The sequence below is a fragment of the Paenibacillus sp. HGH0039 genome (assembly GCF_000411255.1).
Taxonomy (GTDB): domain Bacteria; phylum Bacillota; class Bacilli; order Paenibacillales; family NBRC-103111; genus Paenibacillus_F.
On the sequence record NZ_KE150412.1, the window covers coordinates 2752191 to 2769453 of the forward strand.

The window sequence follows — 17263 nt, forward strand, 5'->3', positions numbered from 1 at the left end:
CTATTGAGTCCGTTCATTCTTCTGACGGGGGATCGTAAAATGCCGCCACTCCGGCGGGAGGAGAGACTGGTAGCGCCTTTGCAGGAAGCGGTCGTCGATCAGGACCAGCGTCCCATAGTCGTTCTCCGTCCGGATCAGACGGCCGCCGGCCTGCATGACTTTATTCATGCCCGGGAATACATACGCGTAATCGAAGCCGCTTCGGCCGTCCCGGTCAAAATGCTCTTTGATCATATTCCGCTCCGGCCCTACCTGGGGCAGCCCTACACCCACCACGACCACGCCCGTAAGCCGGTCGCCCCTCAGGTCGATGCCTTCGGAGAAAATCCCGCCCATGACGGCAAAGCCGATCAGAGTGCGGGAAGAGTCCGCCCGGAAGGATGCGAGAAAGGATTCCCGCTCCTCCTCCGGCATCGACGGCTGCTGGACCAGGATGCGCAGGATGCGGCTGCCTCGGTCCCCGCTTCCGGCTTCATCGCCGGAGCCGCCGGAACTCGCTTCCTCCGCTAGGGTAGACCCGCCGTCGCTCTCATCCAAAGCCGGCAGCCGATCTTGAAGCAAGACTTCCACCGCTTCGAAAAGGCCAATGCCGTCTCCGGAAGCAGTCTCTGAAGCCGCTTCAGTGCCGCCCGCTTCTCCGTTAACCGCGGCACCGGATTGCGGCCCTCTCTCCTGTTCCAGGAAAAGCGCGGCCACCTCCCGCATGTATTCATAAGAAGGGAAGAAGACGAGATAATTGCCCGGTTTCTCGCGGACGAGCTTTCCCAAAAGCCGCGAGATCGGCAGCTTGGTCTTGTCCCGGTCCTTGTAGCGGGTGGAAAGCGGCTCGATCCATACATCGAGCTGCTCCTGCCGGAACGGCCACGGAATCGCCACCGTGTAATCATCCTCTCCGCCGCCCAGCATATCCATGTAGTAGGAAAAAGGCGCCAGAGTGGCGGAGAAGAACACATGCGCCCGATACCCTTTCCCCATCTGCGCCAGCAGCGCGGAAGGATCCAGGCAGAGCAGCTTGAGCCGCACATCGCTGCGCTGCACCTCGGCGAGAGTCACATACCGCTCGTCGTAATACTTCGCCGTGCGCAGAAAGCTCTGCACCGCGAAGTAGGTGTCGAGCAGGAGCTCCTGCGCCTCGCCGCCCTGCCCGGGAGCGGAGAGCTCCCGCTCCGCCTGCTGCGCGAACGCTTCCAGCAGGACCGGCAGCTCTTCCGCCACTTCCCGGAGCACGAAGCTGCCGCCGCTGCCCTGTTCCTTGCGGAAGGCGATGAAATAGTCGTTCACGGCCTTGGCCGCGGCTTCCACGGCGGAGTTCCGCCCCTTGAAATCCCTTTTCAGCTGCAGAAAAGGGGCTTTCGTCAACTCGGCGGAAAACATCTCTCTGCCGCGGTCCACAAGATTGTGCGCCTCGTCGATCAGAAGCGTCGTCTGCTTTTTCACTTCCTCCGGAAGACGCTTGAGATATACTTTAGGATCGAAAATATAATTGTAGTCGCAGATAACCGCGTCGGCCGCATAAGCCGCATCAAGCGAAAACTCGAACGGACACACTTTGTGCTTGCGCGCGTATTTCTCGATGACACTTCGGTTCATCAGCTTTTCATGGGACAGCATGTCCAGGACAGCCCCGTTCACCCGGTCATAATACCCGTCGGCAAATTCGCACATTTCCTTCCTGCAATCCACCTCTTCACGGAAACAAATCTTGTCTTTCGCCGTCAGCGTGACGGTACGCATATGAAGACCCCGCTCGATCATGAGGGAAAAAGCTTCCTCCGCGGCCGTACGCGTCAACGTCTTCGCCGTCAGATAAAAAATCCGCTGGAGCAGTCCTTCACCCACCGCTTTAACGGACGGAAAAAGGGTCGAAATGGTTTTGCCCGTGCCGGTAGGCGCATTCGCGAACAGCTTGTGGCCGTCTTTGATCGTTTTGTAGACCGATCCGGCGAACTGCCGCTGTCCTTCCCGGTAGGCCGGATAGGGAAAAGGCAGCTCCCTGATGCTGGCGTCCCGTTCCCGGCGGTTTTGCAGCTGCATGGCCGCGTAAGGAGCATAAAGACGCACGGCTTCCAGCACGGCGGTCTCCATTTCGTTATAGGAATATTCCCTGACGTACCGCTGCTGTTCCTCCGTCCCGACCTGAACATACGTCAGCTGGACTTTCATGCGGTCCCTTCCGTTCTGCCGCGCATACATATAGGCGTAACAGACCGCCTGGGCCCAGTGAACGGGATGGCGGTTTTCCTCCACAAGCCGGGGATCGCCCGTCGAAGATTTGATCTCGTCAATCGTAACCTCACCGCCGTCATCCTCGAAAAGCAGCCCGTCGCAGCGGCCCTCCAGCACAAATACCATCCCGTCCAAGAGGATTTCCGTTTGCAGGAAAACTTCTTTCCGGTCGCTGTCCCCGTAAGTTTTCTGCACCTTCTGATGGGCCTTGGTTCCTTCGGTTAATGCCGTAGCGGTCCGGAAGCCGGATTCGATGCTTCCGCTCCGGTAAGCATATTCCACCAGAGTACGGACTGAAATTCTTACTTCACCGCTCATTCCCTCACCGCCCTTTTTATAAATACCCGTTCCGCGAACGTTCGTTCTATCTGCCGATTATATCATCCTCCGGATTATTTCCCAACCATAGGAAACCGGGAGGAACTGAGCGATGACCATTGTCTGATTCAAGACCTTTAGACAAGATACCAAACCCTGTTCGTAAAAAAAGACTCCTCCGCAGACGGAAAAGTCTTTATACAGAAATCAAACGAAAAGCAGACCGGGTCACCCCTGCTCTTCCCCGGCGGCGAGCGGGTTCTGCTTTTTCCGGTAATAGTCCAGAACGCCCGCGATCAGGAAAAGAACAACGCCGATGTTAATCGCGATATCGGCCAGATTCAGAATGCCCCCGCCGGGACGAAATTCAAGAAAATCCGTCACTTTGCCGAACCAGAAACGGTCGATGGCATTCCCCGCTGCGCCTCCCGTTAGAAATCCCATGCTCGCATCCATCAGCGGGCCCTGAATTTCCCCTTTGCGCCGATAGTAAAGCACAATGGCGATGAACACAACCGCCAGCACGGCGAATACGCGCGCGTATCCCTGAAACCTGCTTCCGGCCATCCCGCTGTTCTCATAATGCGTAAGCGCCATGCTCCCCCAGAACGGAACGGACTCCCCGACCGCCATCGTGGCGCGGATCAAAGCTTTCGCAAACTGGTCGACAGCTGCAACCAAGGCGGCAGTGAAATAAAACAGCATAACAGCTCTCTCCTTCCGATTGGCAAGCTTTCGATCCTTAACGGCATAAATTGTTCCACAAGGAACATTTTCACTATCTCCCGGATCGTTTTCAGAACATGTACCCGGGCATCGTTTTTTAGACGGCGCCTTCTATATTTTTGAACTGGTTGTAAAACATCCGGGAATACACGCCCTGCTGTCCGATCAGCGTGTCGTGCGCGCCTTTTTCCACAATTTCTCCGTGGTCGATGACCATAATGGTATCCGCATCCCGGATTGTATTCAGCCTGTGCGCGATAATAAAGCTGGTCCGGTCCTGCATAACCTTGAGCAGCGCATCCTGGATATGAAGCTCCGTACGCGTGTCGATGCTGCTGGTCGCTTCGTCCAGGATGAGGATAGAAGGCTTCGCCAGAATGACCCGGGCAATCGCAAGAAGCTGCCGCTGGCCTTGGCTTAAATTCCCGCCGTTCTCCGAAAGGAGGGTTTCGTATTTCGCGGGAAGCCGGTTAATGAACACGTCCGCGTTAGCCATGGCGGCTGCGGCTTCGACCTCGGCATCCGTAGCATCCGGCCTGCCGTATTTGATATTCTCCTTGATCGTCCCCGAGAAAAGGTACGTATCCTGGAGTACGATACCGAACGTCCTCCGCAGGCTGTCCCGCGTATACTCGCGGATATCCCGCCCGTCGATCAGGATGCGGCCCCCGGTAACATCGTAGAACCTTGTCAACAGGTTGACGATAGTCGTCTTGCCCGCCCCCGTCGGACCGACAAGCGCCGTGGAGCTGCCTTGGGCGGAATCGAAGCTTACGTTTTTCAGAATTGGCACATCCGGGCGGTAGCCGAAGCTTACATTTTCAAAAACGACGTGTCCCTTCGGATGAAGAAGCTCGACGGCCTCCGCGGAATCGGAGGGCTCCTCTTTCTCGTCGATGACCTCAAACACTCGTTCCGCCCCCGCCACACCGGACTGGAGAATATTAAAAATATTCGCGAGATCGTTCAACGGCCGGACAAACTGCCGCGAATAGCTTAAAAAACTCGCGATAACCCCGACGGTAATATCCCCGCGCACGGCGAGAATCCCCCCCACCAGGGCTACAGCGGCAAAGCCGATATTATTAATGACGTTAAGCAGAGGCATCAGGAATCCGGAGCGGATTTGCGCCTTGAGCCCTACCTCGCACAGCTCCGCATTAACCTGTTCGAACTCCGCAATCGCCTTTTCTTCGTGATTAAACGCTTTGACGACCTGGAGACCGGATATGGTCTCTTCGATATGTCCGTTCAGTTTGCCGAGCTGGATCTGCTGGTTTTTGAACAGGACGCTCGTTTTCTTCGTAATGGTCCGGGTCAGCACGAACAGGATCGGCACGGTAACCAGGCTGGCCAGCGTCAGTGTCGGACTGAGCACGAGCATCATCGCCAGAGAGCCGACAATCGCGATGACGCCGCTCATAAGCTGCGTGGTGGACTGCGAAATCGTGCTGCTCACATTGTCGATATCGTTGGACAAGCGGCTCATCAATTCCCCGTGAGGCCGGGTATCGAAGTAAGCGACCGGAAGCTTCTGAAGCTTGGCGAAAAGAGCTCCCCGCAGCCGCATCACAATCCGCTGCGATACGCCTGCCATGAGCCAGCTCTGGAGGAAGGTGAACACCGCGTCGATGAGGTACGCCAGCAAGAGGACCAGCACCATCGTCTTCAGGATGCCGAAATCGACGCCTTGTTCCGGATGAGACATCGCATCCACGGAGACCCCGATCAGATAAGGCCCTACCAGAGTGAGAGCCGCTCCGATCAGAATCAGGGCGAAAATGACCGTCAGCAGCTTCCGTTCGCTGCCGAAATAAGCCCACAGCCTGCGCAAAGTTCCCTTGAAGTTCTTCGGCTTCACTACAGGTCCGCGGCCGCGCATTCCCCCGTGCCCCGGCCCTCCTCTGGGCGAGACTGTCACGGGGCTGCCGGGAGGGTTCTGGCCGCCCGGCCGTTCTTGGGAAGCTGCCATGTCAGCCGACCTCCTTTCCCATTTGCGACTGGAAGATTTCCCGGTAGACCCGGCAGCTTCCGAGCAGCTCGTCATGCGTGCCGGAGCCTACAATCTCGCCGCGGTCCAGCACGACGATTTTGTCCGCGTCCATGACGGACGTGATCCGCTGGGCGATCAGCAGGCAGGTGAGCCCCTCGGCGTATTTCTTCAGCGCGTCCTTGATCCGCGCTTCCGTGGCGGCATCGACGGCGCTAGTGCAGTCGTCGAGGATAAGAATCTCCGGCTTTCTCACGATGGCGCGCGCAATCGAAAGCCGCTGTTTCTGGCCGCCGGAGAAGTTCACGCCTCCCTGCCCGAGCCTGGTTTCATAGCCTTCGGGCGAAGCGGCTATGAACTCGTGGGCCTCGGCCATCCGGGCCGCATGTTCCATCTCCTCCGGAGAGGCGTCTTCTTTGCCCCAGCGGAGATTGTCGGCCACCGTGCCGGTGAACAGCACGGTTTTCTGGGGCACGACGGCGATTTTCTCGCGCAGGCGGCTCGGCTCCAGTTCTCTGACATCGGTACCGTTCACTTTGACGGTTCCGGACACCGCGTCATAGAACCGGGGAATGAGGCTGACGAGCGTGCTTTTGCCGGAGCCCGTGGAGCCGATGATGCCGACGGTCTGTCCCGGCTCGCAGGAGAAGGTGATCCGTCTCAGCACCGGTTCGCCGGATGTTCCCTCGTACGAGAACGTGACGTTCTCGAACTCGACGCTTCCCCCGGTCTGCGGGGCGGATGGAGCCGCAGCATCGGGATTTCGGCCGCCGGCCGTGAAGCCTCCCGGATAGGCCGGGTTAGCCAAGGCCCCGGGCTGTGCGGCTGTCTGTCCGGCCGTTATCCCGCCGGGCTGCGAGCCGGGCCGCGCCTCCGAATGCGCACCGGTCCGCATTCCCGTCTGTGTGCCTGATGCCGGCTGATCCACGGAGCTTGCCGCGCCTCCGACGGCTGCCGCTGTGGCCGGAATTTGCGCAGCCATCGTATTCTCCTCCGCGAAAATTTCGCCGATCCGGCCCGCGGAAGCCCGCGCGCGCACAAACATGTTGAACACCATGGAAATCAGCATGAGCGAGAACAAAATCTGCGTCATGTAATTGACGAAAGCGATAATGTGCCCGGCCTGCATCTGGCCCTGATCTACACGAAGACCTCCTAGCCATAAGACAGCCACAATCCCGAAATTAACGGTCAGCGTAATCCCCGGGTTAAAGGCCGACATGACCCGCGTGGCTGTAACCGACCGGGAGCGGTACTCTTCGTTCGCTCCGCCGAATTTGCCGACTTCGTAATCGAACCGGTTGAAAGCTTTGACGACCCGGACACCGGACAAATACTCCCGCATAATCCCGTTAACCCGGTCGAGCGCCTGCTGTACCTTGATAAAGTAAGGAAAGCCCACCTTCATATTGATTGCGATCAGGATGCCGACCAAGGGAACGACAACAGCCAGAATGACGGAGAGCGGCGGATTCAGACGCGCCGCCATAATCAAGCTTCCGATGCAGAGCAGCGGAGCTTTGACGAATACGCGCATCAGGCCGTTCACGAACATTTGAACCTGCGTAACGTCGTTGGTTAACCGGGTGACCAGGGAGGCGCGGTCGAACCGGTCGATATTTTCAAAAGACAGGGACTGGATTTTGCGGAATAAATCCGACCGAAGCTCGGCCCCGAACTTCTGCGAAACATGACTCGAGATCACATTGCGGATCGACGCCGAAATGGCCCCCAGCGCGGTTACCAGCAGCATAACGCCGCCCATCCGCCACACGTAATCCATCTGTTTGCCCGCTACGCCTACATCGATGATTTTGGACATCAGCGTCGGCAGCGTGAGATCGCACAAGGCTTCCAGTGTCAGAAAAGCGACCGCGGCGCTAAAGGGCTTCCAGTACTTGCTTATATATTTTCGTGAAATGGGCATTCTGTCTCACCTGTCCGTCCTCGTAAACGATAAGTAAACCCCTATGGAATAGTTCTATTATCCACCATATTCCCCTCCTTTTCAAAAGTCACGAGCTTCTCTTTTTTACGTATTCCCGGCAAAAGCAAAAAAACCGCCGGTGCGCAGTGCACGGGCGGTTCTGACATTTCATTAAGATTCGGATACGACAGTAAAACGCTCATTTTCATGCTTCGGCTGTTCAATCTCATCCAAAACAGCGGCCGCATAATCTTCATAACTCACATAGCTTTCGCCTTTGGAGTTAACGAGCAGGTTATCCTTGCCCGTACGGTACTGCCCTGTTCTCTTGCCAAGTGCGAAGATAGCGGACGGGCTGACGAACGTCCATTTGATTCCCTTGGTGTTTTGCAGAATCTCCAGGTTTTTGCCCTGATTCGAAGCCGTCGCAAAATAAGCGGACGGGAAATCCGGCGTTTCCAGCACGCGCGTCGTTTTCGCTTCGTCCACGAACAGGCTGCCCGCTCCCCCGACGACGATCAATTTCGTCTCCGGCGCGCCTTTCAGTGCTTCGATCAGCACGTTGCCCGCGTCAACATGGAGATGCTCCTGGCCCGGCGCCGCTCCGAAAGCGTTAACGACGATATCGAATGCTTTCAGATCGGACGCGGTCAGATCGAACACGTCCTTTTCCAGAAGGGCTGCGCCTTCCGCGCTTACTTTAGCCGCGTCTCTTACGATTGCGGTAACCTCATGCCCTCTGTCCTGCGCTTCTTTCAAAATACGGCTGCCGGCTTTGCCGCTTGCGCCGATAATAGCTATTTTCATAACGGATTCCTCCCGAATAATGATTTCGTAGTACATTGCCTCTTACATGTAACTATTATAGTTACAGGTTATCGGTTTTGTCAACTCCGGCTTGAATAGCCTATTTTTCAAAATCGACAATGACGGGGGATATTATACATCTCGTTCAAGTCCATTCATGCCCGTAACAAAGGTGATCTTTTATATGAACTGCACATTCAACCAACTTTTCTCTTTCCAAAAATTATGCTATACTGTGTGTAACACTGCGTTTAACGTAGGATTCAATTAACGTATGAAGTTTCTTCTTGCTATCTATACTAAAAAAGAGCCTTCACCGCGCCAACGGTGAAAACTCTTTAGGACCCGAAAGGCTGTGGAACACCACGGCGCGCAAGCACAACTAAATGTAATGCAAGCGAAAACCACCGTTTAGGCGCCTAACCTACTAGCGGTGGTTTTTTCGCTTGTTCCGGAATTTACGTCGTACCCAGCGATAGAGCTTACGGATACCGAGCACAAGGCTCAGTAACGTTACGATCCAGCGCAGTACGTCATAAAACGCCACAAGTGCGACCATCGGCCTCACCCCCTTTCGGGAAGCTGCGCCGTGGTCTTAAAAATCCACCGTTATTCAAAGTCCATAAAACCGATTATAGCATGTCCTTTCCAGATTGCTCCATTGAACTTTTGTTTCCGAATGTTGAAACTTTCAGGAGAAAGACACCGGAAATCATCTAACGACCGACCATCCCGGAACCCTTCGTCCGTATCCTCAAAAAGTTAAAATCCGGTTACAGTTTGGCCCCAGATGGGTAATGTTACCTCTCTGTAACCCACCTTGATGCAAGGGGTGCCTATAATAAAACCGGACAACCTAGGAGGGATACTTATTATGAAAAAATCATTCAAGCTTCTGACACTCGGTCTGGCAGGCTCCTGTCTGCTAGCGGCATCAGCCGGAACTTCTTACGCGGACAGCGCGGTACAGGCGCCTGCGGCCGCTTCCGTGTCCGCTGCGGCGGAACCCGTTTCCGCACCAGCTTCAGTTAAAAATGGAGCTGTACAGGTGACAACCAAAGAAATAAAGGAAGAATCCCCCGAACTGAGCGTAAATCTTCAGATTCCCGTTATACAGGGAATGAAAGATACGCAATATCAGGACGAGCTTAACGATATTATTTACCGTCATGCCATGAAAGATGTGGAGGCAGTGCGCAAACAGGCTCAAGGTGATTTGGCTGCCGCCAACGGTTCCGCAAGCGAGCTGGCAATGCCTTATTCGGTCGATTCGGTAGTTGAAGTAAGCGCATCGGGCGGTCAGGAAGATGCGAACCGTCTGTCGATGCGAGTGGTAACCTCCGTTTATACGGGGGGCGCTCACGGAATGCCTCGTGTGGACACCTATAACGTCCTGAATGCGGAGGAAGCTCAGAAGATTGAGCTGAAAGATTTATTCGGGGAGAATTATAAAGCGATTATCGACAAGCAGATCAGTCAGGAAATCGCCAAGCATCCGGATGATTTCTTCGAGGACGCGTTCTCCGGCATTACCGACACGCAGTCCTTCCAGATCAAGGACGGTAAAGCGGTGATCGTGTTCTCGCCTTACGAGATTGCCCCTTATGCGGCAGGCATCCAGGAGTTCTCCGTCCCCATCGCTCAGGGAGGAAATGCCTCCGCACCCTCACGTCTCGTAGTGGGCGGTGAAGCACTGTCGGAGAAGCAGGGCTCTATCTACACCACAACGGCAGGCACCACCATGGTTCCCCTGCGGGTTACGGCCGAGAAGCTGGGCTTCCAGCTTAAATGGAACCAGGAGCAATGGGCCGCCGAGCTGTCCAAAGGCGCGGTATGGACAAGCGTTTACAAGGGAAAAGATGCGTACACCATCAACAAGATGGCTCCGTTCTCCCTTGGCGAAGCGGCCGTCATTAAAGAAGACGGCAATATGTATGTGCCCGCCGCCTTCTTCTCCAAGGTGCTGAAGGCCGACGTCACCGTAACCGGTGATCAGCTCGTGATTAAATAAAAACAGGCCTTTACAGGCGCCGGACTATCCCCCTTATATAACCCGTTTAAAGAAGCGTCTCCGCTCTTTAAGCGGGCTTTTTTTGCTGAACCCCACAAGTCTTCTTCCCTCAAATAAGCATGAAAAAAAGCCCCGCCACTCCCCCGAAGGAGAATGCCGGGACTTATGTCAGACCGGTTGATTCCGGAAAGATTCCAGACCGCTCTTAGTAAGCCAGTGCAAACAGGCCATGAATGTGAGACAGGTAACGGATGTTACTTGCTTCCTTCATGAGCGATGCAGGCAGGCCTTTCAGGCGGGTTTGGTTGCCGCCGATCGAACCGATTGCGTCCTTGCGGCCCAGACTTCCGAGTGTACCGGAGAATACAGGCGTGAAGACGTCCATCGGTGCGCCTTTCTGTGCTGCGAAGAGGTTGTAACCGACCACTTCGCCCATCTGCCAAGCCAGCTGTGCGGTTGGCGGATAAGGACGCTCGGCGCCGGCCGGGAAGACCACGGCGCAGTCGCCTGCAAGGAATACGTCCGGGTGGGACGTGGACTGCATGAACTCGTTGACCGTCGCGCGGCCGCGGTTCACTTCGATGCCGGAGTTAGCGACAACCGGAGTGCCTTGTACGCCGCCTGTCCAGACGAGCGTGCTGGTTTCGATTGTGCTTCCGTCTTTCAGAGAAACGACGGATTCCTGCATTTCGGTGATCGCAACGCCCGTCAGGAACGTAACGCCGCGCTTCTGCAGGCTTGTCGTAGCGCGCTCGATCAGTTCCGGATGGAAGCCCATCAGGATGGAAGGAGCCGCCTCTACGCAGTACAGGGAGATGTCGTTGAAATCGACGCCTTTGCTGCGGCACAGGCCAGGCAGCATGTCGGCGAGTTCGCCCACAAGCTCGATACCGGTCAGACCGCCGCCGCCGACTACGAATGTCGCGTCCGCTTTGTTTTTGGTCTGGCTGTAAGCTTCGATGCGTGCTTCCACGTGCTCGCGGATGCGGTTGGCGTCGTTAACCGATTTCAGCGTGAAGCTGTATTCCTGTAGGCCAGGAATGCCGAAGAACGCCGTTTCGCTGCCCAGGGCAACGACGAGCTTATCGTAATCGAACGATTTGCCGTTCGACAGGATGACGCGCTTGCTGTCCGCGGAAATCGTTTCGACCGTGCCGATTTCCAGGTTGATGTCTTTGCCGCGCAGGAGCTTTTCCAGAGGCAGGGCAACTGCTTTCTCATGCAGATTACCTACAGCCAGGCGGTGCAGCTCGGTAATGATTTGATGCGTAGGAAAACGGTTAACAACCGTAATCGTAGCTTCTTCCGCAGTCAAGTGTTGACGGGCTGTCAGTGCGCTGAGCAAGCCGCCGTAACCGCCACCTAAGATCAAAATATGCTTGGACATACTCATCCTCCATTCTTGTTTCAGCTTACCTTATGATTTAACGCTGTTGCTGCCGTTCGGCTTGAACATCCAAGAATGCCTGTACGAAACGGAATGTCTTTTGTACTTGCGGGTCCTTCAGCATTTTGAGAAGTCCGAACAGACCGATCGAGGAATGTTCCGCTTGAGCGCGGTCGCTTGCTTCGATTGCGGCGGCAGCTACGCCTTTGGCTTTCTCGGTGATCGGCTTAACAAACTCGTTCATACCGCCTTTGAGGTCGTCGATCAGAACTTGGTCGCTCGCAACGCTTTGAGCCAAATCGTAAGCTTTGGTAAGAATCGTAACCATTTCCGCCAATTTCGGCAGATTCTCCACGAGAACGGTTAAAGACTCCTGAACCTCTGGCTTCATCAACTGATCAAGGACATCCTGCGTTTCCCTTTTTTCGGTAGTGCTTGGGGTTTGATTGGATGTTTCTGACATAAGCTAACGTCCTCCTTTGCTTTGAAATAGAAGCCCGTTTATTTTTCGATCCCTGCCTAGCCATCGAGACGTCTTCTGTCTTCGCATAAGTTTCCCTATTCGTGATAAATGAACCCACGCGGCCTGATAAGATTGTAACATTTTTCACATAAAAGGAAGAAGGTTTTTCTTGGCTGCGAGTCCATTACTTGCAAGATCGGGAAAAATGTCGAACAGGTCGAAACGGAACCCTATGTACTCCTATTATACCTCCGTCTTGCTGACAAGAGAAAAACAATTTTTTACACATGTGAATAATTTGTGACAAAAATCACTTCTTTCTGCACCCCCGCTCCTTAAGCAGGTATACATGCTTGTTTATTCCAATAATTCCTCGGATTTTATTGCCAGAAGGGACAGGTCTTCGAGAAAGAATTTTATCAAAACCGGCCTCTGCCGGACCGCGAGAGGGTGATAGGTAAAAGCTGCGGGCAGGCCCCATACCGTAAGCCAGCCGCCCCTTCAGATGAAAAAACCACCCGCGTGAACTCAACGGATGGTCTCGGTTGCGGCAGCAAAAGCGGCAATCCTTCATTTTCTTGCCCGAGCTAGGCCTTCGGCCTTTTAAAAAGCTGGTTCATCACCTCGGAAAAAATAAGACCGGCGGCAATCGAACCGGAAATCATAAACGCTTTGGCGGCGAGCTGAACGGCAAGATTATAATCGTTTTCCACGAAAGAACGCATCGCGTCATAGGCCATGCCTCCCGGAACGAGGGGAATGATCCCCGCCACGCTGAAAACGATAATGGGGGTCTTGTAGAGACGGGCGAAAACCCGGGATATCACCGTCACGAAGAACGCCGCGGCCAAGGTGGCCACAATGGCATTGGTATCGCTCCGCACAAGAGCGACGTATACGAGCCAGCCCATCATCCCGACGAAACCGCACTGGATCAAGGTATTCCGGGGAACGTTAAAAATAATGCCGAAGGCGGCGGAGGCGATATAACTCGTCACGAGTTGTGCAATCATTGAGGGATTCCTCCGTTAATAAAATGAAAAGACGACCGCGATACCGGCTCCGATGGCAAACGCCGTCAAGAAAGCCTCCGCGCCCTTGGACAAGCCGGACACGAGATGGCCCGCCATCAAATCCCTCACGGCGTTCGTGATCAGCAGGCCCGGAACAAGCGGCATGACGGAGCCGATGATGATTTTGTCCAGCTCCTGTCCGAGCCCGGTCCATATAAACAGAGAGGCCAGCATGCCGATAATGAAGGAAGCCAGAAACTCGGCTACGAACTTGATCAGCACATACTGGTGAAAAATAAGGAACCCGATAAAACCCAGACCGCCTGTGACGACGGCCGGAAGAAAATCGGGCCACCCGCCGTTGAACATGATCGTAAAACAGCCGCTGGACACGGCCGCCGCCGCGATCTGGATAGCCACGGGGTAGGCCAGATTGGCCTTATCCACCTTGAGAAGCAGCCGGTGCGCTTCCTGAAGGTCAAGCTGTCCGTCGCTTATTTTGCGGGAGAGCCCGTTGACCAGCGTCACCTTGTGCAAATCGGTTGACCGCGTGGAGATCCGGACCAGCTTGGTCGGATCGCTGCCGTCCACGGAGAAGATAATGCCCGTCGGGGTCACGAAGCTGTGGGTATGATGAAGGCCGTAAGAGGCCGCGATGCGGGTCATCGTATCTTCCACCCGATACGTTTCCGCTCCGTTCTGGAGCATGATTTTTCCCGCCAGCAGGCATACATCTACGATTTTATAAGTCTGACCGGGACTGGACGCCTGTTCCATCGCGCACCTCTTCCTGTGGATGTAGATAAGATGCTGCCCTTCACTGCCGCCGTTTTCAATCCAGCAGCTCCGTCAGCCGGCTAAACTCGGATTCGCTCAGGTCTCTCCATTTTCCTTTGGGAAGTCCGTCCAGCTTGATATTCATGATGCGCACCCGCTGCAGCCGATGCACCTGATACCCGAATGCCTGGCACATACGCCGGATTTGCCGGTTCAGTCCCTGCGTCAGGATGATGCGGAAGGTATGGTCGTTGATGCGGGTCACCTTGCACGGTTTCGTCTTCGTCCCCAGAATGCGGACGCCCGTGGACATGCCCTGCACAAAGGAGTTCGTGATCGGCTGATTCACGGTGACGATATATTCTTTCTCGTGGTTATTTTCCGCGCGCAAAATTTTATTGACGATATCCCCGTCATTGGTCATGAGGATAAGGCCTTCCGAGTCTTTATCGAGCCGGCCGATCGGGAAGATTCTCTCCGGGTGCCGCACGAAATCGACGATATTGCCCGGAATATGGCGCTCCGTCGTGCACGTGATGCCAACCGGTTTATTCAACGCTATATAGACGGACTTCTTCTTGGTCCCCAGCGGCTTGCCGTCGATTCTCACATCGTCTCCCGGCTCGGCCGTACTGCCTAGTTCCGCCAGAGCCCCGTTAATGGTCACTCGCCCGGCTTGAACGAGCTCATCCGCTTTTCGTCGGGAGCAAATACCCGTTTCGCTAATAAATTTATTGATCCGCATGAAGCTGCTATCCCCTTCTTTTGCCTGTTAGGTTGTGAGTCCCCACCGATTTATATGCCTGTATTGTACCATAATCGGATGCAATTCGCGCCGCCGCTCTGTCACAAAAACGGCCCCTTCCCCGTCTTGAGGGCCTCACAACCAAACGGAGGATGAGAAAGAGGCGCGTTTTGGGTTGGAAAGAAGCTCGCGGCAACGGAAAAGCACGGAACTTCCAGGAATAGCGAGCTAAACTAAGGCTCCCGGAACCCGGCTAAAACCATCATCAGCAGGGCCGCAATCAAAGCCGCGGCAATCAGAAAGACGCTCCCCATTCCGGCAAATTTCAGAAAGCCTCGCTCCTCTTTCAGCATGCCTGCATAACCCAGCACAAGGCTTGCGCCGAGCGAACCGATGGCGGTATAAAAAAGCAGCCGAATGCCCGCCGACTCGCCTCCGGCAGGATTTTCCGAGATCAGGTAGCTCCCGACAAGCATCAGAACGCCCAGACTGCTTAACAGCGTAGAACCGGTTCCGAACTTTTTTTTCGATTCCATGGCAGCCTCCGTAATCATGAGATTTCTTCCTTATACTCCATTCATACGAAGCGGGTCATAGAAGTTTCCGGATTCGGGTTGAAAAATGGAGAAACGCCCGTCTCTTTTGAGGAGATCCGGGCGTTTTTATCTGCCGAATAAGAGCTTGCGTACAATTCAATAACGCGGGAACCGGGAGAGAATGCCTGGTAAAGCAGCGGTTCGATCTCAGAGGCATTCGCTCTACAATTTCATGCACCGATTATTCATACTGCGCTGCAGGGCTCCCGGTGCGCGGTACGGCGTTGCGCAGCGGTGTCCGCACACAGTAAGACGGCAGTCTGTTTACAGGCAGCTGCCGCTTGTTTTCACGGCTGTTCTTCCCCCACGAGGAAAGTCAGTTTTTTCCCCAGAACCGAGATACTCGCCGGGGTATGCACATAAATTTCCCCGTCCATGTCCGCCTGCATAGGCTGATCCGTGGTTAGCTTTAAGGAAGTGGTGCGGATGAACTCGAAGCTGCTCTTCTCGGAATCCCATTCCTCAAAATTTTTGATCTTGAACAGTTCCTTCAGCAGCGGCAGCCCGGCCTCGCGGATAATCGCCACATCCAGAACGCCGTCATACAGAGCATCGGGCGTCAGGGGCAGCGGCCTCGTACCGAGAAACCGGCCGTTGGCGACGAATAACATCACCGCTTCGCCGTCTGTCCGCCCACTGTCGTGCTCCAGGGTAAAGCGGAACGGATCTGCGGACGTTACCGTCTGGAGCGTGCTGATAAAATAACTCAGCTTGCCGATCGTCCCTTTCAGCTGCGGATTGATATTGACCGAGGCGTCGGTAATGAGGCCGATACCAAAGAAGTTCGAGAAGTACCGGTCGTTCGCCCGTCCGATATCTACCGGCTGTGTCTTCCCCCGCATAAGAGTCTCCGCGGCCCGATCCAGCTCCTGGGGAATATAGAGCGCCCGGGAGAAATCGTTGCATGTCCCGCCGGGAAGAATACCGACAACGGGCGGATCGGCCAGCGGTGCCAGCCCGTTCACGCATTCATGGACGGTCCCGTCGCCGCCCAGCACGAGGAGAAGATCCGTCTCTTCCCCCCGTTCCCGGCAGATCCGCTCCGCATCTCCGGGCTCTTCCGTCTGCACCAGCGTGAGCTCTCCAATTCCCGCCGCAAGCGGGCCGATGACCGCTCCTAGCCTGCTGCCCGTTTCCGCCTGACCGGCGCTGCCGTTATGAATCAGAATCGCTTTTCCGAACATGATCCCCGCCTCCTCCGCTTACGCCAATTTCCATCTCTAGCCTGTACTTACCCCGATCCAGAAATTCGGACCACCTTTTCTAAAAAAAGGAATCCGGGTTCGAGATCCCGTTTGCTCCTATCCCGCTATCCAGCCGCACGCTCTTCCTTGCGGACCGGCTTTTTCGAATTGACGAACCAGATGCCGATCAGTACGAAGACGATTCCCGTCACAGTGCCCGCCCTCAACGTCTCACCCAGGAAAAGAACGCCCGACAGAACGCCGATGACCGGTACCAGCAGCAGAGATACGGAAGCTTTGCCCGCCTCGGCGCGCGATAAAATATGAAACCACAGGACGAAAGCGAACGCGGAAGCGACAATCCCCGCAAAGCCGACATAAACCGCGGGCATAAGTCCCCAATGGCTCTCCCCGTGTTCAAAAACAGCCGAATACAGAAACAGCCCCGCCGCTCCCGCTACCATCTGCCAGGTCGTAAACTGGAGATTGTCGCAGTGGGCCAGCTTGCGCTTGATGATCACGTTGGAGACGGCCCAGGCAAGCCCTGACGACAAAGCCAGCAGCATGGCCCAGAAGCTTCCTCCGAGACGCACATCCAAAGCGAAGAACATCCCGATGATTCCCGCGATCAGCCCGATCGTTTTGCGGGTCGTAAGCTTTTCGCCCGGAATGAGAAAGTGCGCCATCAGCGTCAGCCAGAGCGGCATACTGTACGTCAGCACGGAGGTAAGCCCCGCGCTTATATCCTCCAGCGAAATCTGAATCGCCAGATTGAAATAGGCCGTCTGGAGAATTCCGCACAGGATAAACCATTTCAAATCTTTCCGTGACGGAAGCGGAACCTTCTTGAACAGACAGAACAGCAGCAGAGCGGCCGCCCCCACCCCGAAGCGGTACCCGGCGAACAACACCGGAGGAAATACGCCGTTAGCGAGCTTCATGATAACCCAGTTGTAACCCCAAATGAGGCATAAAAGTCCGATTAACCCGTTCAACTGCCAACACCTCTTTAATCGAATCACACCTTGCGGAGCTTTTCCGAAAATTTTCGCCCCGTGCACCTCCGCCTTTCCTTAACGAAAAAAAAGAGAAG

At 55.2% G+C, this 17263-nt stretch carries 14 protein-coding genes; 1 reads left to right on the forward strand and 13 read right to left on the reverse strand.

What is annotated here, in order from left to right:
- From HMPREF1207_RS12035 to HMPREF1207_RS12055, 5 genes are all read right to left on the reverse strand, one after another.
- A complete protein-coding gene (locus HMPREF1207_RS12035; RefSeq protein ID WP_009675841.1) occupies positions 1–2544 on the reverse strand; it encodes an ATP-dependent DNA helicase in 2544 nt (847 codons plus the stop codon).
- 228 nt (positions 2545–2772) lie between these two features.
- Positions 2773–3249: a signal peptidase II gene (gene lspA, locus HMPREF1207_RS12040; protein ID WP_009675787.1), complete on the reverse strand. Its 477-nt coding sequence runs from the start codon at positions 3247–3249 to the stop codon at positions 2773–2775.
- 118 nt (positions 3250–3367) lie between these two features.
- Positions 3368–5242 (reverse strand): ABC transporter ATP-binding protein, encoded by a 1875-nt coding sequence (locus HMPREF1207_RS12045; RefSeq protein WP_009675843.1) that lies wholly within the window; start codon positions 5240–5242, stop codon positions 3368–3370.
- Position 5243: 1 nt separating this feature from the next.
- On the reverse strand, positions 5244–7187 hold the full coding sequence (locus HMPREF1207_RS12050; protein ID WP_009676009.1) for an ABC transporter ATP-binding protein: 1944 nt from the start codon (positions 7185–7187) through the stop codon (positions 5244–5246).
- 171 nt (positions 7188–7358) lie between these two features.
- Positions 7359–7994, reverse strand: coding sequence for an NAD(P)-dependent oxidoreductase (locus tag HMPREF1207_RS12055; protein ID WP_016423691.1), 636 nt, complete (start codon positions 7992–7994; stop codon positions 7359–7361).
- A gap of 874 nt (positions 7995–8868) precedes the next feature.
- On the opposite strand from HMPREF1207_RS12055, the gene HMPREF1207_RS12060 reads away from it, so the two are divergent.
- Positions 8869–10005: a stalk domain-containing protein gene (locus HMPREF1207_RS12060; protein ID WP_009675872.1), complete on the forward strand. Its 1137-nt coding sequence runs from the start codon at positions 8869–8871 to the stop codon at positions 10003–10005.
- 205 nt (positions 10006–10210) lie between these two features.
- On the opposite strand, the gene HMPREF1207_RS12065 is transcribed toward HMPREF1207_RS12060, so the two are convergent.
- The 8 genes from HMPREF1207_RS12065 to HMPREF1207_RS12100 form a co-directional block, all read right to left on the reverse strand.
- Positions 10211–11392 (reverse strand): NAD(P)/FAD-dependent oxidoreductase, encoded by a 1182-nt coding sequence (locus HMPREF1207_RS12065; protein WP_009675790.1) that lies wholly within the window; start codon positions 11390–11392, stop codon positions 10211–10213.
- Positions 11393–11429: 37 nt separating this feature from the next.
- The gene (locus HMPREF1207_RS12070) at positions 11430–11855 is read right to left on the reverse strand and encodes a DUF1641 domain-containing protein (protein ID WP_009676027.1); all 426 of its coding nucleotides are present in this window, start codon (positions 11853–11855) and stop codon (positions 11430–11432) included.
- Positions 11856–12442: 587 nt separating this feature from the next.
- Positions 12443–12868, reverse strand: coding sequence for a threonine/serine exporter family protein (locus HMPREF1207_RS12075; protein ID WP_009675955.1), 426 nt, complete (start codon positions 12866–12868; stop codon positions 12443–12445).
- Between the two features lie 15 nt (positions 12869–12883).
- Positions 12884–13645, reverse strand: a complete 762-nt coding sequence (locus HMPREF1207_RS12080) for a threonine/serine exporter family protein (RefSeq protein WP_009675925.1) — start codon at positions 13643–13645, stop codon at positions 12884–12886.
- Between the two features lie 55 nt (positions 13646–13700).
- On the reverse strand, positions 13701–14390 hold the full coding sequence (gene rluF, locus HMPREF1207_RS12085; RefSeq protein WP_009675815.1) for a 23S rRNA pseudouridine(2604) synthase RluF: 690 nt from the start codon (positions 14388–14390) through the stop codon (positions 13701–13703).
- Positions 14391–14623: 233 nt separating this feature from the next.
- On the reverse strand, positions 14624–14926 hold the full coding sequence (locus tag HMPREF1207_RS12090) for a hypothetical protein (protein WP_016423692.1): 303 nt from the start codon (positions 14924–14926) through the stop codon (positions 14624–14626).
- Positions 14927–15273: 347 nt separating this feature from the next.
- Entirely contained in the window at positions 15274–16170 is an 897-nt protein-coding gene (locus tag HMPREF1207_RS12095; protein ID WP_009675944.1) for a diacylglycerol/lipid kinase family protein, read from the reverse strand.
- 125 nt (positions 16171–16295) lie between these two features.
- On the reverse strand, positions 16296–17165 hold the full coding sequence (locus HMPREF1207_RS12100) for a DMT family transporter (RefSeq protein WP_009675967.1): 870 nt from the start codon (positions 17163–17165) through the stop codon (positions 16296–16298).
- Between the last annotated feature and the right edge of the window lie 98 nt (positions 17166–17263).

Coding starts and splice junctions, on each gene's coding strand:
- HMPREF1207_RS12035 (WP_009675841.1), bottom strand. CDS start 2,544: ATGAGCGGTGAAGTAAGAATTTCAGTCCGTACTCTGGTGGAATATGCT.
- lspA (WP_009675787.1), bottom strand. CDS start 3,249: ATGCTGTTTTATTTCACTGCCGCCTTGGTTGCAGCTGTCGACCAGTTT.
- HMPREF1207_RS12045 (WP_009675843.1), bottom strand. CDS start 5,242: ATGGCAGCTTCCCAAGAACGGCCGGGCGGCCAGAACCCTCCCGGCAGC.
- HMPREF1207_RS12050 (WP_009676009.1), bottom strand. CDS start 7,187: ATGCCCATTTCACGAAAATATATAAGCAAGTACTGGAAGCCCTTTAGC.
- HMPREF1207_RS12055 (WP_016423691.1), bottom strand. CDS start 7,994: ATGAAAATAGCTATTATCGGCGCAAGCGGCAAAGCCGGCAGCCGTATT.
- HMPREF1207_RS12060 (WP_009675872.1), top strand. CDS start 8,869: ATGAAAAAATCATTCAAGCTTCTGACACTCGGTCTGGCAGGCTCCTGT.
- HMPREF1207_RS12065 (WP_009675790.1), bottom strand. CDS start 11,392: ATGTCCAAGCATATTTTGATCTTAGGTGGCGGTTACGGCGGCTTGCTC.
- HMPREF1207_RS12070 (WP_009676027.1), bottom strand. CDS start 11,855: ATGTCAGAAACATCCAATCAAACCCCAAGCACTACCGAAAAAAGGGAA.
- HMPREF1207_RS12075 (WP_009675955.1), bottom strand. CDS start 12,868: ATGATTGCACAACTCGTGACGAGTTATATCGCCTCCGCCGCCTTCGGC.
- HMPREF1207_RS12080 (WP_009675925.1), bottom strand. CDS start 13,645: ATGGAACAGGCGTCCAGTCCCGGTCAGACTTATAAAATCGTAGATGTA.
- rluF (WP_009675815.1), bottom strand. CDS start 14,390: ATGCGGATCAATAAATTTATTAGCGAAACGGGTATTTGCTCCCGACGA.
- HMPREF1207_RS12090 (WP_016423692.1), bottom strand. CDS start 14,926: ATGGAATCGAAAAAAAAGTTCGGAACCGGTTCTACGCTGTTAAGCAGT.
- HMPREF1207_RS12095 (WP_009675944.1), bottom strand. CDS start 16,170: ATGTTCGGAAAAGCGATTCTGATTCATAACGGCAGCGCCGGTCAGGCG.